This window comes from Pseudonocardia wallangbongensis (assembly GCF_054486945.1).
The window spans coordinates 40,925-61,600 of record NZ_JBRERS010000014.1; the positions used below are offsets into that span (position 1 = coordinate 40,925).

General features: G+C 71.5%; 17 protein-coding genes and 1 pseudogene. 3 read left to right on the forward strand and 15 right to left on the reverse strand.

Going from position 1 to position 20,676, the window contains the following annotated elements:
• Positions 1-185 precede the first annotated feature (185 nt).
• Positions 186-887, forward strand: coding sequence for a response regulator transcription factor (locus ACU436_RS35250; protein WP_459031414.1), 702 nt, complete (start codon positions 186-188; stop codon positions 885-887).
• Here the strand turns inward: ACU436_RS35250 and ACU436_RS35255 are convergent.
• From ACU436_RS35255 to ACU436_RS35270, 4 genes are read right to left on the reverse strand one after another with little or no spacing between them, the layout of a single operon-like run.
• Positions 871-3,519 (reverse strand): FtsX-like permease family protein, encoded by a 2,649-nt coding sequence (locus ACU436_RS35255; protein WP_459031415.1) that lies wholly within the window; start codon positions 3,517-3,519, stop codon positions 871-873. The genes ACU436_RS35250 and ACU436_RS35255 overlap by 17 nt on opposite strands.
• Positions 3,516-4,208, reverse strand: coding sequence for an ABC transporter ATP-binding protein (locus tag ACU436_RS35260; protein WP_459031416.1), 693 nt, complete (start codon positions 4,206-4,208; stop codon positions 3,516-3,518). The genes ACU436_RS35255 and ACU436_RS35260 overlap by 4 nt, the downstream gene beginning before the upstream one ends.
• Positions 4,205-4,870, reverse strand: coding sequence for an ABC transporter ATP-binding protein (locus ACU436_RS35265; protein ID WP_459031417.1), 666 nt, complete (start codon positions 4,868-4,870; stop codon positions 4,205-4,207). The genes ACU436_RS35260 and ACU436_RS35265 overlap by 4 nt, the downstream gene beginning before the upstream one ends.
• A gap of 14 nt (positions 4,871-4,884) precedes the next feature.
• Positions 4,885-5,523 (reverse strand): hypothetical protein, encoded by a 639-nt coding sequence (locus ACU436_RS35270; protein WP_459031418.1) that lies wholly within the window; start codon positions 5,521-5,523, stop codon positions 4,885-4,887.
• A 125-nt stretch (positions 5,524-5,648) separates the two neighbouring features.
• Between ACU436_RS35270 and ACU436_RS35275 the strand changes: the two genes are divergently transcribed.
• Both ACU436_RS35275 and ACU436_RS35280 read left to right on the forward strand, forming a co-directional pair.
• Positions 5,649-6,935: a sensor histidine kinase gene (locus tag ACU436_RS35275; protein ID WP_459031419.1), complete on the forward strand. Its 1,287-nt coding sequence runs from the start codon at positions 5,649-5,651 to the stop codon at positions 6,933-6,935.
• On the forward strand, positions 6,932-7,741 hold the full coding sequence (locus tag ACU436_RS35280) for a phosphatase PAP2 family protein (RefSeq protein ID WP_459031420.1): 810 nt from the start codon (positions 6,932-6,934) through the stop codon (positions 7,739-7,741). Before ACU436_RS35275 ends, ACU436_RS35280 begins: the two co-directional genes overlap by 4 nt.
• On the opposite strand, the gene ACU436_RS35285 is transcribed toward ACU436_RS35280, so the two are convergent.
• From ACU436_RS35285 to ACU436_RS35335, 11 genes and pseudogenes are all read right to left on the reverse strand, one after another.
• Entirely contained in the window at positions 7,736-8,068 is a 333-nt protein-coding gene (locus ACU436_RS35285; RefSeq protein WP_459031421.1) for a hypothetical protein, read from the reverse strand. The genes ACU436_RS35280 and ACU436_RS35285 overlap by 6 nt on opposite strands.
• A complete protein-coding gene (locus ACU436_RS35290) occupies positions 8,062-9,111 on the reverse strand; it encodes an aldo/keto reductase (protein ID WP_459031422.1) in 1,050 nt (349 codons plus the stop codon). Before ACU436_RS35290 ends, ACU436_RS35285 begins: the two co-directional genes overlap by 7 nt.
• Complete coding sequence (solA, locus tag ACU436_RS35295) at positions 9,059-10,192, reverse strand: N-methyl-L-tryptophan oxidase (RefSeq protein ID WP_459031423.1); 1,134 nt, start codon at positions 10,190-10,192, stop codon at positions 9,059-9,061. The genes ACU436_RS35290 and solA overlap by 53 nt, the downstream gene beginning before the upstream one ends.
• A 69-nt stretch (positions 10,193-10,261) precedes the next feature.
• Positions 10,262-10,614 (reverse strand): annotated as a pseudogene (locus ACU436_RS35300) (amino acid ABC transporter ATP-binding protein); the annotation flags it as partial.
• A 374-nt stretch (positions 10,615-10,988) separates the two neighbouring features.
• The gene (locus tag ACU436_RS35305; RefSeq protein ID WP_459031424.1) at positions 10,989-12,542 is read right to left on the reverse strand and encodes an ABC transporter ATP-binding protein; all 1,554 of its coding nucleotides are present in this window, start codon (positions 12,540-12,542) and stop codon (positions 10,989-10,991) included.
• Positions 12,539-13,405 (reverse strand): ABC transporter permease subunit, encoded by an 867-nt coding sequence (locus tag ACU436_RS35310; protein WP_459031425.1) that lies wholly within the window; start codon positions 13,403-13,405, stop codon positions 12,539-12,541. The genes ACU436_RS35305 and ACU436_RS35310 overlap by 4 nt, the downstream gene beginning before the upstream one ends.
• On the reverse strand, positions 13,402-14,313 hold the full coding sequence (locus ACU436_RS35315) for an ABC transporter permease (protein ID WP_459031426.1): 912 nt from the start codon (positions 14,311-14,313) through the stop codon (positions 13,402-13,404). Before ACU436_RS35315 ends, ACU436_RS35310 begins: the two co-directional genes overlap by 4 nt.
• Before the next feature lie 53 nt (positions 14,314-14,366).
• Positions 14,367-15,770, reverse strand: a complete 1,404-nt coding sequence (locus ACU436_RS35320; RefSeq protein WP_459031427.1) for an ABC transporter substrate-binding protein — start codon at positions 15,768-15,770, stop codon at positions 14,367-14,369.
• A 613-nt stretch (positions 15,771-16,383) separates the two neighbouring features.
• Positions 16,384-17,442, reverse strand: coding sequence for a Gfo/Idh/MocA family protein (locus ACU436_RS35325; protein WP_459031428.1), 1,059 nt, complete (start codon positions 17,440-17,442; stop codon positions 16,384-16,386).
• 242 nt (positions 17,443-17,684) lie between these two features.
• On the reverse strand, positions 17,685-19,073 hold the full coding sequence (locus tag ACU436_RS35330) for a glycoside hydrolase family 140 protein (protein WP_459031429.1): 1,389 nt from the start codon (positions 19,071-19,073) through the stop codon (positions 17,685-17,687).
• A gap of 430 nt (positions 19,074-19,503) precedes the next feature.
• Entirely contained in the window at positions 19,504-20,640 is a 1,137-nt protein-coding gene (locus ACU436_RS35335) for an NAD(P)/FAD-dependent oxidoreductase (RefSeq protein ID WP_459031430.1), read from the reverse strand.
• Positions 20,641-20,676 lie beyond the last annotated feature (36 nt).

Genomic DNA, 20,676 nt, shown 5'->3' on the forward strand with positions numbered 1-20,676 from the left:
TTGGGCTTGAATCCGAGATGAGGCCGGACCGCCCTGGGTCGGGGAGAATGGCGGACCGGTCCGGGTCGTTCCCGAATGACGCTAGCGGGCGTCAGGTGAGCGATCGGCCGAACAACGGTAAGACGACGGCCAACTCTGGGTCGGCCCCAGGGCGTGGTCCGGCCACCGCCTCTACCCTGGTGGGCGTGGCCAGGCTGATGCTGGTGGAGGACGACGAGACCATCGGAGGTGCGCTGGAGCGCAGCTTTCGCTCCCACGGGCACGAGGTCACCTGGGTGCGGTCCGGTACCGCCGCGCTCGCGAAGTCGGCGAGTTGCGAACTCGACCTCGTCCTGCTCGACCTCGGCCTGCCCGATCTCGACGGTGTGGAAGTCTGCCGCCGCATGCGCGCCCAGTCCGACACCGTGATCGTCGTCCTCACCGCCCGCACCAGCGAGGTCGACGTCGTCGTCGCCTTGGAATCCGGGGCCGACGACTATCTGACCAAGCCGGTGCGTATCGCCGAGCTGCACGCGCGCTTGCGCGTGCACCTGCGGCGCGGCGCGGCCGCGAGCAGTGCGGAGCCGGTGTTGGTGGTCGGCGATCTGGTCGTCGACACCGCGCGCCGCAAGGTGACCGTGCACGACCACGAGGTGCCGATGCGGGTCAAGGAGTTCGATCTGCTGGCCCGGCTGGCGGCCGAGCCGGAGATGGCGCTCAGCCGTGCCACGCTGATGGCTGACGTCTGGGACGAGCACTGGTTCGGGTCGACCAAGACGATCGACGTGCATGTCGCGGCGTTGCGGCGCAGGCTGGCCGCAGTCGAGCAGGAGGAGGCGCTGCTTCCGCAGATCGTCACGCTGCGCGGCCACGGCTACCGCCTGGAACTTCCTAGAGCTCGCGCATGATCCAGGGTGCCGGCCGGGAGATGACGTACTCGGTGACGGCGACGGCGACGCCCACCGCGGCCACCGCGAGAACGGTCACCGCCGCGAGGTAGGGCCACGGCACGGCGACCGCGGACGGCGGCGGGTCGAACACGCCGGTCAGGACGGCGACGAGCATCGACGACAACAGAGACCCGCCGATGGCGGCGAACAGCAGCCCGCCGAGCGTGACGACCGCTGCTTCACCGAACAGGAATCCGCGAAGCTGCCGCCTGCTCGCCCCGAGCGCGGCGGCGATGGCGAACGAGCGGCGACGTTGCCCGAAGCCGAGCGCGAGTACGAGCCCGCCGGCCGCGACTGCCAGCAGGAACGCGAATCCCAGCTCGACGCGGGTGAGGCCGGCCAGCTCGACCGAGGTGAGGCTGGAACCGACCCGCCCGCGGGCCGCCGACATGTCGGTGACAGTGGGGCCGGGGCCCAGCAGGGCGCGGATCCGGTCGGCGACGACCACGGTGTCGGCGCCGGCGGTGTCGACGAGGAAGGCACCCACAGCGTCGCTTCCCGTGCTGCGCGCGACGTAGTCGGCATCGGCCACGAGGAAGCTGTCGTTGGGTGCCGTGGGGAACTCCTTGACGATCCCGGCGTAGTGGAACGGCACTTCAGTGAGCTGCCCGGTGCGGCTGTCCGGTAGCCGCAGCTTGATCAGGTCACCCGGTTGGAGTTGGAAGTCCGTCACGGTTTCCGCGCTGACCAGCACCGAGTCGGGTCGCGCGGCGAGGGCGTCCATCAGCTGCCGGCTGCTGCCGCCCTCGAAGTAGGCGTCCTGCAGCGCGGTGACCCCGCCGATCGTGGCCGGTCGCACACCGTAGAGATCTTGCAGGTCGGCCCCGATGTAGGCGAAGCGGTGCTGGAGCGGCTCGACCCCGGCGACTCCCGCGACCGTGGCCAGCGTGGCCCCAGCGGCCGGCGGCACGGCGGCGCCGGGGGCCTCCGTGACCGTGACGTCGGCACCGTTGGTGAGCAGCGCGTCGACCTCGGCCTGTTGCCGGTAGGTCGCGTCGAAGGTGGCGGTCGAGATCGCGAAGCACCCCGCGAGTGCGAGCAGCACGATCGACCTGGCCAGCGGTCGGCGGCGGCGGGCCAGCGCGGCCGCCACCGTGGTCGAGAGGTTCCCGGTCAGCGGATGCATAGCCGTGGCGAGCAACCGCCGCCCGTGTCCCAGAGCCAGGTCGACGAGCCGCCAGGTGACGAGGCCGATGCCCAGCCACAGCAGCGCGGGGCCGGCGAACGCCCAGTAGGAGACCGCGATGGCCGGAGTTCCCTCCGGTGCGACGACCAGCGTGTTGCCGTTCAGCCCGGAGATCCAGAACACGACGGCGGCGAGCATGAGGACGACGACATCGAGACCGGAGCGGGCCCACTGGGGGGATTTCGGTCGGGTCGCGGCCGCTGCCCTTGCCGCCGCCACCGTGATCGTGCGCTGGTCCCGCCGCGCCGCCACCACGACGGTGAGCGCTGCGATCACCAACCCGGCCGCCACGGCCGTCACCACCGACACCAGCGAGGTGGTCGTGGCCGCGAAGCCGGTCGAGCCGAACACGAGGCTGCCCAGGACCGCAGCCGTCCCCAGTCCGGCCAGGCTGCCGGCGGCACCGACGATCGCCGCATCCACGAATGCGAGGCGCGTCAGCTGGGCTGCGCTTGCGCCGCGGGTGCGGAGAAGCGCCTGTTCCCGGCGGCGCCGTTCGGCCGCGGCACCGGTCACCGCGCTGGTCAGCAGGCCCGCGAGCACCGCGCCCGGGGTACCGAGGAACAGGAACAGGATCCGTGCGTATGCCGCGTCGCTGCGGGCACTGTCCAGAGCCGAGGCGAGGTTGTCGCCGACCAGGGCAGCTCCGGCGGCCCGCGCCTCCAGGTTGTGGGCCGCGGTCGTCACCGCGGTGTAGGCCGTGGCCGGGTCGGCGGGCAGCGCCCGGGTGTAGGCGGCGTGCACCTGCACACTGACCTGGTCGCCGCCCGCAGCCGACATGTCGGCCAGACGCCGTCCTGGCAGCACGACGACGTTGTCCGGAGGCGCTGTCGGCTGGCCGGCCGGCGGCGCTCCGACGTGCTGGAACAGCGAGTCGGCCGCGGTCAGCTCGACCACGCCGTCGACCGGAACGCTGGTCGGGGTTCGGCCGGGTAGGACGACCTGGATGGTGTCGCCGGGCGCGACGTGCAGGTTCGCGGCGGTCTGCTGGGCGAGCAGCACACCCTCGTCGGCGCCCACGAGGGTGCGCATCTCACCGGGGAACATGCTGCGGTACCCGTCGGGCAACCCGACGAGGGTGGCGGCGCCGGTGGTCTGGGTGGTGGCCGCCGTGACGGCGGTCAGCGCTTCCGCACCGGCGAACGCGACGGGCGCGCTCGCCACCACTCCCGGCGCGGCGCGCACAGCGTCGAGCACGGTCGCGGGGTCGCTGCCCGGTGCCACCTGGACCTGCCAGTCGACCGCCACGCCAGCGGCGGCCCGCTCGGTCATCGAGACCTCGGCCGCGACCAGGAACGCGCCCAGGCTCGCCAGCAGCGCCACCGCGATGCCTACGCCGGTTGCGGCCGCGGCGAGGTACGCACGGCGCCGGCGGAGCAGCCCGCGCCCCCAGATCACGATCATGGAGTGGTCCGGGCAACCGGTCGGCGGTCGTTCGACGCGACGACCCGCAGCCGGCCGTCGAGCATCCGCCAGCGCGTGGTCATCCGAGCGGCGACGGACTCGTCATGAGTGGCGATGACCAGGGCCGCGTCGAGCAGGTCGGCCGCCTCGAGCAGGACCGTGACGACCTGATCCGCGGTGGCGCGGTCGAGCTGCCCGGTCGGCTCGTCGGCCAGGACGAGCAGTGGCTCGGCCGCCAGCACCCTGGCTACGGCGACCCGCTGGGCCTGTCCGGCGGAGATCTCCGCCGGTAGCCGATCGCCGAGGTTGCCGATGGCGAGCGCAGAGAGTGCCGCGTCGGCGCGCCGGCCGGCATCTCCTTCGTCGACCCCGGCGAGAAGCATCGGCAGCGCCACGTTCTCGCGGGCGGTCAGCTCGGTGAGCAGGCTCGGTCCCTGGAACACGACGCCGACGTCACCTGGCCGGCAGGCAGCGCCTGTCGACCGGGTGACGGTGCCCGCTGTCGGCGTGTCCCGGCCGGCCATCAGGTGCAGAAGCGTGGACTTGCCCGAACCCGATGGGCCCGACACCGCGATGCGGTCGCCGCGACGGACCGTCGCGGACGCGCCGTGCACGGCCACCACCGCGTTCGACCCGCTGCCGTACGTGCGGGCGAGGCCTGCACACACGACGAGTGGCTCGCCGGTCATCGAACCAACCTCCCGTCCCGCAGCAGCAGGGTCCGGTCCGCCGCTGCAGCGACGGAAGCACTGTGGCTGGCCACCACGACGGCGACACCGCGGTCCGCCGCGTCCAGCAGAAGGTTGAGCACGAGATCCTCGGCCTCGGTGTCGAGCTCGCCGGTCGGCTCGTCGGCCAGCAGCACCGCCGGATCGTTGGCCAACGCCACTGCGAGTCCCGCCCGGGCGGCCTCACCTCCGGAAAGCATGCTCGGGTAGAACTTGCCCCGGTCGGACAGACCCACCGACCCGAGCAGCTCGTCGACATCGACGGGCCGCTTGTCGCGCCGCCCGGTGAGCGACCGCACGAGCACGATGTTGTCCTCCACCCTCAGGTGATCGAACAGGTTCCCGCTCTGGTACAAAAACCCGATCATCCGGCCGCGCAGGCACGTTCGCACCCGTTCGGGCTGCCCGCTCACGGGTTCACCGCAGGTCACGACCCTGCCGCCGTCGGGTTCGTCGAGCCCGGCCAGGCAGGCCAGCAACGTCGACTTCCCCGACCCGGACGGGCCGACGACCGCGACCATCTCGCCGGCGTTGACATGGAATGTCACATCCTGCAGCGCGAGCGTCTCGTCGCCGCCGACCCGGAAGAACCTGTGCACCGAGGTCACTTCGACGGCGGCCATCCCGACGGCAACCATCACTGCCACCGGAACGAGTCGCTGACAGTCCGCCACGGGTCGACGTTGTCGGCTCCCTCGGCGCCGGTCAGGGTGACGATCGCCTCCTGGCCGGCGCGCCAGAACTCGTAGCGCTCCACGGCCGCCGCGACGGCCTTCCCGGTGACCGGATCGACCTGCGAGGTGCCGAAATAGGTGATCAACACGGCGGGGCCGCCCTTGCGCGTCACGATGGTGACGTCGCCGGCGCGGAAGCCAGGCATCGTCGCGGCGATCCCGGGCAACTCCGCACCCCGCGCCGAGTCGGCGGTAGGCGCGCCCGGGCTCGGCACCACTTGCACGCGCACCGAGTTGAACTTGTCCGTGAACACCACGGCGCCGCCGGCGTCCGTTCTCGACCACCCTTCCGGCACCGACACCGCATAACGCTGGTCGGCCGGGGAGTAGGGCACGAACACCTGGTCGTCCGGAATGTCACCGGCGACCGGAGCCTCGACCGCGGGCGCGGTGGTGGCGGACAGCTGCGTCGACGGGGCGGCAGCGGGCATGCCCGTCGCCGAGGGTGGCGGCGGGCTCGGCGTCGATCCGGAGCAGGCCGACAAGGCGATCAGCAGGGCGGCCGCGCCTGCGACCGGCATGGCCTGTCCGGCAGTACTCATATCGTGGACGCTAGGCCGAGGCGGGGAAGCGGCACGCCCGACAAGGGCCAACGGATGGCAAATTCGGCTCGCGTGCGCGCGGGTTCATCCATGCTGGAGTACACGCCCCGGATTACGGAGGACCAGTGCGACGACGGATCGTCCGGCTCACGGTGACCGCTGCCGTGCTGGCCATCGCGCTGTTCGGCCTTCCGCTGGCGGCGATCGTGTCGACGTACCTCTTCGACGACGAGCGGTCCGAGCTCAGCAGGGTTGCCGAGACGGGTGCATTGCGCCTCTCCGCCGAACTGGCGAGCGGACAGGGTCTCGTAGCCGCTCCGGCGCTGGAACCGGACATGACGGCCACGCTCTACGACCGATCGGGAGCCAGGCTCTCCGGACCCGGCCCGGGCCCGGCCGACGCGCAGACCCGGCTGGCCCTCACCGGTCGTGTCGTAGCCGGCGACGAGGGCGGCGATCTCGTGGAGGCGGTCCCGGTGATCGACGACGGCGCGATCGTCGGAGTGCTACGCGTGGCGACACCGCGGTCGGCGATCTACCCCCGGATCGCAGCGGTGTGGGTGGCGATGCTGGTGCTCGGCGCCATGGCCGTGGGGTTGGTCTGGCTGGTGGCCCGCCGGCAGGCCGCACGACTGGCCTATCCACTCGAGCAACTCGCCTTCTCGGCACAACGGATGGGCGACGGTGACTTCAGCCTGCGCACACTGGCCTCAGACATCCCGGAGATCGACGCGGTCGGCGCCACCATCGATCGCACCGCGGCCCGGATCGGCGACACGATCGCCCGCGAGCGTGCGTTCTCGGCGGACGCATCCCACCAGCTCCGCACCCCGCTCGCCGGGCTTCGCCTCGGCCTGGAGACAGCGCTCGACCCGCCGGGCCAGGATCTGGAAGGGGCGATCAAAGAGGCCATCGACTCGACCGATCGCCTCGAACACACCGTGCTCCAGCTGCTGGAACTCGCCCGCGAGACCACACCATCGGCCGGACCGCTCCTGCTCGACGAGCTGCTGAACGACGTACGGGAGAACTGGCACGGCGTGCTCGCGGCGGCCGGGCGACCGCTGCGCATCCACGTCGCCGACGGGATCCCCACCGCCGCCGCCTCGAACGCCGCGGTACGCCAGATCATCACCGTGCTGCTCGACAACGCGCAACGCCACGGACACGGCACGGTCACGCTGCTGGTGCGCGACGCCACCGAAACGCTGGCAATCGACGTGATCGACGAGGGCGTCGGGATCCCGCGGACCGAGAACCTGTTCGTCCGTTCGCCGGGCGCGGACGGGCACGGCATCGGGTTGGCCCTGGCGCGCAGCCTCGCCGAGGCGGAGGGCGGCCGCCTCCTGCTGAGCAGCGCGTCGCCCGTCACGTTCACCTTGTTCCTACCGCAACACGGACGAGCGGAATGAGCGGCGGTCGCCGCGAGCGTGGTCTCGATGACCCGCCACGACAGCGGTTCGTCGGGTCGCGTGACCTGACCGTGTGGCCGACCGCGATCGGGCGCCTCGGGGTCCGGTTGGTGCTGCGCCTGCGGCGCTGGTTGGGGCCGTACGAGGTGCTCGCGGTCACGCTGGCGATGGGGCTGGTCCTCCTCGGCCTGCTCACCGCAGCGGCCGCCGCCGTGTACGACGCCGTCACCGAGGGCGATGGGATCGCCGCCCTCGACCAACCCGCCCTGCAGGCGGCGGAAGACCTTCGCACCCCGGCTGCCAATGCCGTGATCGGCGGATACACACAGGTCGGGGGCGCAGCGGTGTTATCGCCCCTGGCGACCATGGTGGCGCTCGGACTCGCGCTGCACTGGCGTCGCTGGACACCGATCGTACTGATTGCGGCCACGGCGGCCGGTTCCGTGACGCTGACGATCCTGGGTAAGGCGGTCGTGGGACGGACCCGCCCGCCGTTCATCGACGCGGTGCCGCCCTACGAGCTGAGCGCGTCGTTCCCCAGCGGTCACTCGCTCAACGCAGTGGCGCTGGCGGGGATCGTCTGCTATCTCATCGTCCGAGGCAAGCGGACCGGCTGGGCCCGGGTGCTGATCATCACCGTCGGGGTGATCTTCGCAGTGACCATGGGGCTCACCCGCGTCTATCTCGGTCATCATTGGCTGACCGACGTCGTCGTCGCCTGGGCACTCGGGCTGGCCTGGCTGACGACGGTCGTCGTCGCGCACCGGCTCTTCCTGAGCGTCCGACGCTCCGACGGGCGCTCATGAGACGGCTCGCACGCCGGCGATCTGCGCGGGCTTCAGCACCGGGGCGGTGCGCCCGGTGACCAGCGCGGAGTCGGTGGCCGCGAGCAGCACGTCGTCGACGCCGGTGCCCGGGTAGCGGGCGGCGATCAGCTCCCGGAGGCCACGCTCGCCGTTGACCTCCGGGTAGTGCAGGTCGACGGCCAGCAGCCGGGCGACGTCGACGTCGTCGCCGAGCAGGTCGCCGAGCGAGACGCCGGTGATCGAGCTGTCGGCGAGGTTGTGGGCGACCGTCTGCTCGTACTCGGACTGCCAGTATTCGAGGTCAAAGGGCTGGAATGCGGCTACCACGCGTACGCCTCCGGTGCGGGTCCTGGCCCAGGGAAGATCTCGTCGAGTGCGGCGAGCGCGTCCGGCGGGAGCACCGTCTCGGCGGCGGCGATGCCGTCGTCCAGGTGCGCGGCCTTCCGGGCCCCCACGACCACCGACGCCACCCCGTCCTGCGCGCACAGCCAGGCCTGCGCCACCACGGCGGGCGCGGCGCCGAACTCCGCGCAGAGCGCCTCGAACCGCTCGATCGCGTCGCGCCGGGCCGCGAGCCCGGGGCCGCCCGGCCGCTCGCGCTGCGGGCCGCAGTCTCCCGCTTGCCGAGGATCCCGGCGAGCAACCCCGAGTTGAGCGGGCTGTAGGGCAGCAGCCCGATCCCGTACGCGAGGAAGGCCAGCAGCACGTCCAGCTCCACGGTGCGCTCCATGAGGTCGTAGATGCCTCCTCCGCGACGAGGCCGAGCATCCCACGCGCCTTCGCCGCCTCCTGCCCCGCACGATCTGCCACCCCGCGAAGTTGCTCGTGCCGGCGCAGCGGATCTTCCCGACCTGCCGCAGGTCGCCGAGGGCCTCCCAGATCTCGTCCCAGCCGGTGGCGCGGTCGACGTGATGGAGCAGGAAGACGTCCAGGTGGGCCGGTGCGCAGCCGGCGCAGGGACGACTCGCACGCCCGGTGCAGGCGCCTCGCGGACAGGAGCATGTCGCTCTGGCCCGGCCCCATCCGCCCGTACGCCTTCGAGACCAGCACGACCTGGTCCCGCCGGGCGAGATCGGCGGCGGACCAGCTGCCGACAATCTCCTCGGTGCGCCCTTGAGCGGCGAGGCATCGGCGATCGTGCGGTTGGCGTCGGCGCCGTAGACGTCGGCGGTGTCGAAGAGGACGACACCCCGGTCGAGCGCCCGATCCATGATCGCGTGGGCCTGCTCCCCGGGCGTGACGGGGCCGAGGTTCATCGTTCCGAGCGCCACCGGGCCGACCCGCAGCCCGGTGCGCCCCAGGGGCGGTACTCCATCGTCAGCTCCTGAACCGGTCGGGGGAGAAACGCTCCAGCGGGATCGCGGTCCCACCGGAGAGCGCCAGGTCGGCCACGATCTCGCCGACGGCGGCGGCGTGCTTGAAGCCGTGCCCGGAGAAGCCTCCCGCGAGCACGAGGCGCGGTCCGACCGCGGGGATGCCGAGCACGAAGTCGCCGTCGGGGGTCTTGGAGTTCATGCAGGCCCTGGCGTCGACCGGGGCCGGAATGAGGCCCGGGAACGCGGCGCGGCAGAATCCGGCCACGGGCTCGACGTCCTTCTCGTCGACGGGGTGGTCGTTGTCGCGGGGGTGGTCAATCCACGGTTTGGGCGCCGTCGGACCGGCGCCCAGCTTCACACCGCGCCCGTCGACGTCGGGGATGCCCCAGCCGTCGACCGAACCGCTCTCCCGGATGAACACCGGGAAGCGGTCGGGCCGGTACGGCGCCCGGTCGGCGCCGGTGAACCACATCAGCGACGAACGCTGGATTCGCAAGGGCAGCGCGAGCTCCGGCAGCAGGTCGGTGAACCAGGCCCCGGTCGCGACGATCGCGCGGCGGGCGGTGACGACCTCGCCGGGCGTCTCGATCGTGACCGCGCCGTCCTCGGGCCGGACCGCGGTGACCGCGCATCCCGTGCGCAGCCGGGCACCCGCGGCGACGGCCAGCCCGGTCGCCGCCGTGATCGCGGCCTCCGGGTTCAGCACTCCCGCGCCCGGCTCGTGGACGCCGACGTCGCCGGGGATGTGCGCGTGCTGCGGGAACCGCGCGGCGAGCTCGTCGGCCTCCACCAGCTCGTGCTCCACCCCGCCGGCCGCGGCGCAGCGCAGCGCGTCGACGATCAGCTCACCGTCGCGCGGCCCGATGCACAGGCCGCCCGAGCGCTGCAGCAGCCGCGTGCCCGACTCCTGCTCCAGCTTCCGCCACAGCTCTTCGGCGCGCGCGACGATCGGGTTGTAGTGCTCGCCCTCGAACATCGTGCGCCGGAAGATCCGTGACCCGCCGTGCGACGAGCCCCGGTCGTGCGCGATCCCGAACCGCTCGAAGCCCACCACCGACGCTCCCCGGACCACGGCACTCCAGGCGGCCATGGACCCCATCGCGCCCAGCCCGACCACCGCGACGTCGTACTGCATCCCACTCCTCCTTCACAGGACCTTCGCCAGGAAGGCCTTCGTCCGCTCGTGCCTCGGGGCGGCGAGCACCTAGGGCGGCACGCCCTCCTCGACGACGCGCCCGTTGTCCATGAACACCAGCCGATCGCCGATCTCGCGGGCGAACCCATCTCGTGCGTCACGACGATCATCGTGAGCCCGTCGCGGGCGAGCGCCCGCATCACATCGAGGACCTCCCCGACGGGCTCGGGGTCGAGCGCCGAGGTCGGTTCGTCGAACAGCATCAGCTTGGGCCGCATGGCGAGCGCCCGCGCGATCGCCACCCGCTGCTGCTGGCCGCCCGAGAGCGGCCGCGGGTAGGAGCCGCACTTGTCGGCGAGGCCCACCCGCTCCAGCAGCGCGACGCCGCGGGCGCGCGCCCCGTCCGCAGGCTCGCCGCGCACGAGCCAGCACGGGGCACCAACCCACGTAGCCGTCGCCATCGCACCGGCAGCAGGGGGTGGAGCCGTGCTGGATTGTTATCTTGATCGCGCTGCAAGTTTCCTGCGCCTCGACGACCCTCCAAGGGTCGGCCACCCTGAGAGCGGCTTTTCGTGTCGTCGTTGCCGGCTCGGCGCGGCTCCTGTGGCGCATCGGCACGTCCGAGCAGCGTGATCTCTGGTTGACCCCAAATCTGGCCTTTCATGACGCGGCCGACGACTCGGGCCGAAGCCGCTGGCCTCCTCCCGTTCGGTCAGAATCCGAGTCAGCTCCGCGCCGCGGGGGTCGAGCTCCGTACCGCCCAGCTTCGCGAGCCGAGGTGGCACTCGCCGTGGTTTCACGGCGTCTTCGGTGAGGGGTCGCCGGTAACCAGCTCCACGGTGGCCGGGTGGCGCGGGTCGCCGAGCACGGAATCCGCGGGGCCGGCCTCGACGAGGGCACCGCGGTGCAGCACGGTGACCGTGGCGCAGTGCCGGTCGACCAGGGCCAGCTGATGGGTGATCAGCAATAGGCCCAGCCCGCGACGCGATTGGGCCTCGGCCAGCAACTCCATGATCGCTCCAGCGGTGGCGGCGTCGAGGGCGGACGTGATCTCGTCGCAGATCAGCACGTCCGGCTCTGAGGCGAGGGCCCGCGCGATGGCTACCCGCTGCCGTTGCCCGCCAGAGAGCTCGTGCGGGTAGCGGGCCGCCGATGCGGGTGGGAGTTCGACCTGTGCGAGCAGCTCTCTGATGCGGTGCTCGCGCTCATCGGTCGGTACGACCCGGTGTCGGGTCAGGGGTCGGCTCAACGTCGCGCCGATCGTGCGGCTGGGGTTGAGGGTGGACAGGGGGTCCTGGGGTACCCACGCGATCCGCCGCTTCTGTTCGGACGACCGACGCTCGGCACGGTGGTGTAGCGGCGTGCCGTGGAGCTCGATTCGCCCGGTGCTGCTCTGATGGAGGCCGACCAGGATCCGCGCCACGGTGGTCTTGCCTGCGCCCGAGGCGCCGATCAACGCCGAGGCCGTGCCAGCCCGGACCTGAAGATCGACGCCGTGCACGATCCGGGTACGGCCACGGTCCACCGATCCCGCGAGCGATTCGGCGGAGAGGATCACCGGCGCCGCGTCGGCCGGCGCCCGGGTGCGCCCCGGGTCGGCGGGTGCCCGGGAGCGCGCCGGGCGCCCAGCCGCGCTGGATCGGGCGCGGTCGCCGGTACGGTCGACGACGTCGTCGGCGAGCGCGCCGAGCGCTGAGTTGTCGTGACCCGAAACCGCGATCGCGAGGCCGTGGTCGTCGGCGAGGCCGCGCAGCAGGGACGCGATCCCGGCCCGCAGGGCGGGGTCCAACCCGGCCAGTGGTTCGTCGATCAGCAGGATGCGGACCCGGCGGCCCAGCGCCCGAGCGATCGCGACCCGGCGTTGCTCGCCGCCCGACAGCTCGGCCGGTCGCCGGCGCAGGTAGTGCGCGGGCAGTGACACCTGTTCGAGAACCGCACGCAGCGCGGCCCGGTCCCGATCCGCGGCCACCTCTGCGAGCAGCGTCCCGACGCGCATGGTCGGGTTCAACGCCGCGCCGGGGTCCTGGCCGACGTAAGCGAGGTTTGCCCGACGGAAACGCTGCAGCTGCGGACCGCTCAGCGTGAACGGGTCGGTGCCGCCTACGTCGACGAGTCCTGCTTCCCGGGTCGCTCCGGCAGGGAGGTGCCCGAGCAGGGCCCGCATCAGCGTGGTCTTGCCGGACCCCGACGGGCCGGTGATGACGCTGATCCGGCCGGCCCGCAAGGTCAACCCACCGCCCCGCAGAAGGGTTACGGGACCGGCAGCCATCACGGTCAAGCCGGTGACCGTGGCCATGACGACCGGCTCCACGATCAGACCTCGTCCGGCGACGTCACCGGTCGCGCTCATCGGAGGGGCTCCCGCGGCGACCGCCTGTGGACCAGCGTGGTGAGGCGGCGGGCGCGGGGAGACAGCGCGTCGACGGTGAGGTTGACGCTCACGGCAAGCACCCCCACCGCAAGGCTGGGAGCCAACACCGCAGCCGGGTTGAGCAGTACACCTTCGCCGTTCTCCCGGATCATGAGAGCCCAGTTCGTCGTGCCCAACCCGGTCGGTAGCTGGAGGAAGGCCGCGGTGCTCACGACATAGACCGCTTCGACGAACCGCAGCCCGAGCATCGTGACGATCGTGGTGCGCAGATTCGGGAGGACTTCCCGCCACACCAGATGGCCGAAGGTCTCGCCGCCCGCGACCGCAGCTTCGACGTAGCCCGAGCCGGCGACTGTGGCCGCCGACGCGGCGACGACCCGGGCACTGTAGGGCGTGCCGAGTACCACGGCGAGCAGCACCAGACCGAGTGCGCCGGACCGGGGCCAGGACAGCATGACCAGCAGGATGGCCAGTACCGGTGGGATCAGGATGAGCAGGTCAGCGACCCGTTCGATCACCGCACCGGCGCGGGGGCGCAGCGCGGCGACCACCCCGAGCAGTGCCGCCAGGCCGGTCACCGTCACCGCGATGATCCCGGCGAGCAGCACGAGGCCCCATCCGCCGGCGAGGACGTGGCTGAGCACGTCCTGCCCGAGATGATCCCCGCCGAGCACGGCGATCCCGTCCGGCGAGCCGAACGGGATCGACACCGCCTCCTCCAGGGGCTTCGGCGCCAGGAACGGACCGAGCGCGGCGAGGAATACCACGACGACGGCCGGAACGATCCGCAGGATGGCGCGGCGCCGTCCCTGTTTCGGCGCGTCGAGCTCGATCCGGGTCATGACGGGTCTCCAGCGACCCAGTGGCGGACGAGATCCGCCGCCAGCAGCACGACCATGATCGCGGCGCCGGTGAACGCCACGACGGTAGCGACGAGGGGCGAGTCGCGGTCGGCCACCGAACCGGCCAGGACCGAGCCCACGCCGGGATAGTTGAAGATCGTCTCGACGACGATCGCGCCGCCCAGCACGATCCCCACGGTGGTCGCGATGGACGCGGCGATCGTCGGCAGAGCCCGAGGCAGGACATGCCGACGCACCACCGACACGACGGGAACGCCGTCCAGGAGCGCTGCTTCGACATGCGGCGCACTCGACGCATCGACGATGGCTGCGCGTACGACCCTGGTGTTCCACCCGATCTGGGGTATGGCGAGGGCCAGCACGGGTATGACCAGCGCTGCGGGCCCGCTCGCGCTCACAGCGGGCAGCAGGCCGAGCCACAGGGCGAGCACCGTGACGAGCAGGATGGCGGTCACGAACTCCGGGATCGCGATGATCATCATCGTGCCCGGGGAGAGGACAGTGGCCAGCCACCCGTTCGGCCGGGTTGCCCACCACCCGCCGAGCAGGAGCGACACCACCACGGTCACGGCGAGCGCCAGGCCGCCGAGCTGCAGCGTCGCGGGGAAGCGCTCCCCGATCAGGTTGCCGATTGGCACACCCCGAGCCGACGTCCCCAGATCGCCCGTCACGAGACCCCCCAACCAGGTCCCGAACCGCACCGGCAGCGGCCGATCGATGCCCAGCTCCCCGACCCGGGCCGCGATCTCAGCGTCCGTGGCCGAGCGCCCCAGCGTCGCGCTCGCTGCGTTGCCGGGCAGCAGCGCTACGACCCCGAACACCGCCAGCAGCAGCACCAGCAAGAGCAGGATCCTGCGGCCGAGCGTCCCGACGATCGCGGCTGCCACCGAGCGCCACCGGTGCACGGATGTCCGTGCGATATCGCCTGTGGCCGCGGTGGTCACGCGGACAGCCAGGCCTTCTCGAGCTGGACTCGCCCGTACCCGGGCAGGACGGGCAGGCCCTGCACGCGCGTCGAGGCCACGTCGACGCCGTCGGCCATGCCCCACAGCAGATACCCGCCGCGTTCGTGCTGGATGCGCTGCATCGCCGTCACGGCCGCGACGGCCGCGGCCGGATCGCTGCTGGACACCGACCGGGCGTAGGCCGCGTCGAACTCTGGATCGTGGAAGGCCGTCTCGTTCCAGGTCGCGGCGGAGTTGAGGGTCTTCTGCGCGAAGAAGACGACCGAGTCGTTCGTGCCCCAGTACATCGTGTAGATCGGGGCGGTCAGCCAGATGCTGTCGTAGAAGACGGTGGGGTCCTGCCGGATCACCTCCAGGTTCACGCCGATCTCCTGCGCCTGGTTGGCGAAGAGCGTGGCGGAATCGGCGAGCCCGAAGATCTCCTCGGTGGTGTGGAAGGGGATGCGCTGGGAGCGGTCGAAGCCGGCCTGGTCGAGCAGTGCCGATGCCCGGGCGACATCTCTCGGGCGCTGCGGGAGCGAGCGGTCGTAGTCGGGATCCGCAGTGCCCATCACGTCGTTGGCCACGCTTCCGTACCCCGACAAGGCCTGCCGGACCAGGGCGTCGCGGTCCGCGACCAGCCGCATCGCCTCGCGAACCCGCGGATCCGCGAACGGACCGTCGGAAGTCCGCATCACCACGGGCATCGACGTGTCGTTGGGACGCCGCACAACCGCCAGTTCGCCGCGGCCCTCCGCGGTACGGGCCGCGACCGGACCGACGTTCGATGCGAGGTCGATCTGCCCGGCCAGGACGGCGTTGCTCATCGCCTGCGGGCTCTCGAACATCGTGACCTCGATGGCCTCGAGCAGCGGCGCACCACCGTGCCACGCCGGGTTGGCGACCAGCCGGGCGTTCCCGCCGCTGTAGGACTCCAGACGGAACGGCCCGGAGCCCGGCGCTCCGGCGATCTCCGTCGTGTCCTTCTTCATCGTGAACGTGACGAGGCGGAGCAGGAGCGGCAGCGCGCTGTTCGGTTCTGTCGAATCGAGCACCACCGCCCGGTCCCCGGCCGCGGTGATCGCGTTCGGCTCGACCGGTACCTTCGTCGCTCCTGAGGACTGCCCGCGCAGCCGCTGCAACGACCACACGACGTCAGCGGAGGTCACCGGGGACCCGTCGTGGAAACTAGCCCCTTCGGCAATCGTGAACGTCCACCTGCGCTGCGACGCGTCGGCTTCCCACCGGCTCATCAGCCGTGGGGCCGTCGCCTGTTCGGCGCCCGGAACGGTCAGCGCGTCGTAGACCAGTGAAAGGATCAGATAGTCACTGTCGTTCGCGATCGTCGAGTGCGGATCCTGGGTGATGGCGGACGCCTTGCCGAGCGCACCGACGCGCAAGGTGCCACCGGCTCGCGGCGGCCCAGCCGACGCACGCGAGTCCGACCCGACATCCGACCCGCATCCGGCTAGTGCGAATCCCGCCGCTCCCAAGCCGAGGGTGGCTCGGAGGAGATGGCGCCTTGTCAGCTCCACGACAACCCTTTCACTCAACAGGTCAGGGGAGCCTTGCCTATCGTGACGAGCAGGGGCTGCGCAAGCTACGCGCCCGCCGTGCGACGTGAGCCTCATCTCTGGGCGGACGGGGATCCTCTCTCGAGCATCACGCGTCTGCGGCCGCCCGCTGCCCCGATCCTGAGCGGTGCGCAACCCGGTAAGGCGCTGCTAACCTCGCCTGGCCGATCGCACGCTCCCCCGGCGACGAAGCCGAGTACCGCACGCTGAACCGGATCGCGCCGACCATCGGCCTGCCACTTCGATGTCGCCCTCGCACTGTCCGCGGGCTCAGTTCTGAGCATTCCCTACGCCGTGGATGCCCTGACTCCCTTGATCCGGTCCACACTCGACTGACGCCGGCCCGAGGAACGCGGATCTTCCAGGTCACGTCGAGATCGTCGCGGAGGTCGAGGGGCGAAGCGGCCAGGTCGAGGTAGGGCGCGCGTCGACGAGGCGTCTAGAAGACCGCTCGCACGCCGGGGACGATCCGCGAGGGCTTCATCACGGGCACGGTACGCCCGGTGACCAGCGCGGAGTCGGTGGCCGCGAGCACCCGCACGATGTCGAGGCCGCGCTCGCCCGGCGTCTCCGACGGGATACCGGTGCGCACCGAGTCCACGAAGGCCCGGTCCTGGGCCATCAACGGCTCGTGGAACGCCACGAACGGCGAGACGATGTCGCCGGTGCGGTAGCTCACCGGGCGCTCGTGGGCACTGTGCGGGTCGTCGATGCTCGAGGGGTCGACCCCGATGTCGTAGATCCGGATCCGCTCGTTGTCGGACATGTCGTCGTAGACGGCCATCTTCCGCTCGCCCACCACGGTGGTGCGGCGCACCTTGTTCGGGTTCAACCAGCTCACGTGCACGAACGCGCGCGTCTGCGGGAAGTCCAGCCGCAGGTAGGCGACATCCTCGCGCCACGGCGTGACGTTGCGGTCACCCCACACCGAGGCCGCGACCGGCAGCTCGTCGAGCAGGTACGAGGCGATCGAGATGTCGTGCGGGGCGAGGTCCCAGATCACGTTCACGTCGCGCTGGTACCGCCCGAGGCTCAACCGGGCCGAGTCGATGTAGAGGACGCGGCCCAGCGCTCCCGAACGGATGATCTCCCGCAGCCGGCGGACGGCCGCGTTGTACTCGAAGGTGTGCCCGACCATCAACTGCACGCCGTGCACGGCGGCCGCGATCACCATCGCCTCGGCGTCCGCGACCGACGTGGCCATCGGCTTCTCCACGAGCACGTGCTTGCCCGCGTTGATCGCCTGCAACGCGATCTCGGCATGCCCCGCGGGTGGCGTGGCCACCAGCACGGCATCGACGTCGTCGAGCACGTCCGCGAGGGACGTGGCCGTTCTCTCGATCGACGGGTAGTAGGCCACCGCCTCCTCGAGGCGTCCGACGTGCTCGTCCACGACCACGACGGCAACGTCCGGCATCGTGCTCAGCACACGTACGTGCTTGCTCCCCCAGTAGCCATACCCCACTACGGCCACCCGAGTTCCCACTCGCTTCGCCACCGGTCCCCCAGACCCTGCGATGCTCCCCTTACCCCAGCGCAGATCCCCACGTCGATCTGACAACGGGACGTGCTCCGCGGCTCCCACCGACCCCACAACGGCAGGTACTGCCCGATCACGAACCCGTTACACAAATCCGAGCACAGAGAACCTGACCATTGGGTATCACGGGAGCGGGGCCCGCGTTACTGAGAAGTTCACAGCTTCGGCGGCGCGTGACTTCGTTGTGGATCACATCGGGGCTATCGCCCGGGCGGGCCGAAGCCGCGGGCGGCGTCGTCGGCCACCAGCACCCAGTCCTCGTCGCTCGGGGGTTCGAACGTGCGGGTGCCGCTCGCCACGTCCGGGATCGGCGTGGCGGTCCCGGTGCGCGGGTCGTACCACCACGCGTTCACCGCGTCGCCCGACAGGGCCGTGAGGTCCGCGGTGAACGACTCCCCGCCCGGCGTGTACGCCATGAGGTACGCGCCGTCGTTCGCCCTCGTCGCCTGCACGCGCGAGAGCCCGTCGCCGGCGTCGACGACGGCGTCCTGGGCGGGCACCCCGGTCTGGAAGGGCCGCGACTCCATCAGCGCGCGGAACCAGCGGACCTGCTCGGCCACCTCGTCATGCAGGTAGTCGGCCCGCCAGTCGCCCCGCAGCTGCGCGATGTCGGAGTACGGGTGGATGTGGTCGGTGTCCACGAACGGCCAGATGTACCAGTGCCCGTAGGTGTGGCCGAACGCTCCAGCGAACATCGCCCAGTACATGTAGTTGCGCACCAGCTGCGAGCTCGCGATCCGGTCGGGGTCGTCCCAGCCGTCGGCGTGCTTCTCGTACATCGACTCGGCGTCGAGGACGGGTTTCACGGGTGTCCGGCCGTGGTCGTCAGTGATCATCTCGTACGGCTTGCGCTGCCTCGAGTCATGACCGGTCTGCACCATGTCGAAGTCCAGCCACTCGTCGTCCTCGAAGGACTGGGACGAGGATTCCTGGCCCGCCGGGTGGTAGGTCATGAGCGACGCGCCGTAGTCCTCGCTGCCCGTCTCACCGATCGCGACCCCCCTGGCCATCCGCCGCCACACCTCGGGGCGCTGGTCGGTGTCGTCGCCGCCGAACACCCAGATCACGGGCTTGTCCGCATAGCGCGCGCCGAGGAACGTGCCGTATGCCTCCGCGTCGTCCGTGTCGATCAGGTCGTGCTGGTCGCGCGACCAGACCGGCCACACCGCCGGGTACATGCCGAGCCGCAAGGTCTCGTCGATCGCGTGGTCGACGAGCTCGAAGTACTCGGGGTTCGGTTCGCCCAGCTCCCCGATGTCGACACCGTCCGCGTTGACCCCGTCCCACGTCGGGAAGACCGTCACCATCTGGATCACGGTGAAGCCCTGCTGGGCCCGTGCCGTCAGGTACTCGGTGATCTCGGGTCGGGTGAGCCGGCCGAAGATGCCCCACGCGGTGTCGCCGACCCACAGGAACGGACGGCCGTCGGCGTGGCTGAGGTACCGGCCGTCCGCGCTCACCACGAGCTCGTCCGGGGCGACGCCGCCGCTCGCCGACACGCCGGCTCCGGGAAGGACCGCGCAGCTCGCCGCGAGGAACGCCAGCGAGAGGGCCATGAGCCGCGACCGCGGGTGCTTCGCGGCGGCCATGCCGGTGATCGTATGGCGCTGGCCCGACCTGACGCGCATCGACTCCCCCGGGAGGTTGTGACTGATCCCCGTATGGACGGACAGATGCGGTGGGAGCGGCTCCGCAGGCCGGAAGTCGGTGATGATCCATCCGCCAGGCACCGGGGAACCGTGTGTTCGCCGACATGGTCGCGGCGGCACCGGACGGGGCCGACATCGTCGTCCACCCACCGGGCGTGCCCGGTCACCGGATCGCCGAAGCCGTGGGCGTGCCGGCAGTCCCGGCACCGATGCAGCCGGTCTGGATGCCGGCTTCCACCTTCCCCAACCGCTACTGCCCGTCCCGATGCCGCGGGCGCTCAACCGCGCCTCCTGTCTCCCGATCAGGCCCATGCTGCGCTCGTTCGGTGGCGCCCGCGGGCGTGGGCCTTGTGCCCTGCCGTTGAGCCGGTCAGAACCGCTCGGCGCCGAGGACGGAGACGGTGGGGTGGCGGAGTCCCCACACAGCGCCGCGGAGCGCGACCCGCTCCTTGACGAATGCAGCCAGGCGACCGGTGAGGACGCGGCTGCCCTCGTCCGGGCCGAGCTGCACGACGCCGTCCCGGCGGCCGAGGCTGATGTGCCAGGCCTGGTCGTAGTAGCGCAGCGGCCTGGGGGTGCGATCGGCCAGCCGGTCCGCGATCGCGAGGGCGCCGATCACCCCGGCGATGCCCCCGGGCCCGCAGCCCATGCGCAGTTCCTGCCCGCCCTCGTCCCGGGCGGCGGCCGCGTCCCCCACGCCGTAGACCTCCGGGTGCGACACGGAGCGCAGCGTCGGGTCGACGAGGATGCGGCCGCGGTCGTCGACGTCCAGCCCGGCCTCCCGCGCCAGCGTCGGAACCGCGAACCCGGTGGTCCACACCACCGCGTCGGCGTCGATGTGGTCGCCGTTCGCCAGCAGCAGACCGTCCCGGGCGACCTCGGCCACCGCGGCTTCCGGCACCACCTCGATGCCCAGGCGATCGAAGGTCCGGGAAAGGTGCTGCCGCCCACGTTCGTTCAGCATCGTGCCCGGTGTCCCCCTGGTGACCAGGCGCACCGTGCGGTCCGGATACGTCTCGGCCAGTTCGGTGACCACCTCGATTCCGGTCAGCCCGCCCCCGACGACCGCGATCGTGCCGGCGCCGCTCACCCGGACGCGCACCCGCTGAGCGTGCTCAGCGGTGGCAACGGCCGTGGCGTGCGCGGCCGCGCCGGGAACCGCGTCCAGGTCGGCATGGCTGCCCAGCGCGTAGACCAACGTGTCGTAGCCGACCGGCGCGACCCCGCTCGCCAGTTCGACCTGCCGCCCGTCGAGGTCGACACGGCTCACGCGGTCGATCACCAGCCGGATTCCGGTGCGCTTCACGAGATCGCGCAATGGCAGGTCGCGCAACCACTGGCCGGTGGCGAGCTGGTGGTTGCGCATCCGCTCCCGGAACCGACCGTCGTCGTTGATCAAGGTGACGGCCGCGTCGCTCTTCCCGGCGATCAGTTTGGCTGCGGTGACGCCGGCGTACCCCGCGCCCAGGACCGCGACCCGAGGTGCGGTCTCGCTGATGGTCGTCATCGTGGCTCCCCGTCTCGATGGATTCGCCATGAGACG

Bases quoted from the DNA above. Each gene is read 5' to 3' on its own strand.
- ACU436_RS35310 (WP_459031425.1), bottom strand. From the start codon at position 13,405: ATGACCCGGATCGAGCTCGACGCGCCGAAACAGGGACGGCGCCGCGCC.
- ACU436_RS35305 (WP_459031424.1), bottom strand. From the start codon at position 12,542: ATGAGCGCGACCGGTGACGTCGCCGGACGAGGTCTGATCGTGGAGCCG.
- ACU436_RS35335 (WP_459031430.1), bottom strand. From the start codon at position 20,640: ATGACGACCATCAGCGAGACCGCACCTCGGGTCGCGGTCCTGGGCGCG.
- ACU436_RS35330 (WP_459031429.1), bottom strand. From the start codon at position 19,073: ATGGCCGCCGCGAAGCACCCGCGGTCGCGGCTCATGGCCCTCTCGCTG.
- ACU436_RS35280 (WP_459031420.1), top strand. From the start codon at position 6,932: ATGAGCGGCGGTCGCCGCGAGCGTGGTCTCGATGACCCGCCACGACAG.
- ACU436_RS35265 (WP_459031417.1), bottom strand. From the start codon at position 4,870: ATGGCCGCCGTCGAAGTGACCTCGGTGCACAGGTTCTTCCGGGTCGGC.
- solA (WP_459031423.1), bottom strand. From the start codon at position 10,192: ATGCAGTACGACGTCGCGGTGGTCGGGCTGGGCGCGATGGGGTCCATG.
- ACU436_RS35255 (WP_459031415.1), bottom strand. From the start codon at position 3,519: ATGATCGTGATCTGGGGGCGCGGGCTGCTCCGCCGGCGCCGTGCGTAC.
- ACU436_RS35260 (WP_459031416.1), bottom strand. From the start codon at position 4,208: ATGACCGGCGAGCCACTCGTCGTGTGTGCAGGCCTCGCCCGCACGTAC.
- ACU436_RS35270 (WP_459031418.1), bottom strand. From the start codon at position 5,523: ATGAGTACTGCCGGACAGGCCATGCCGGTCGCAGGCGCGGCCGCCCTG.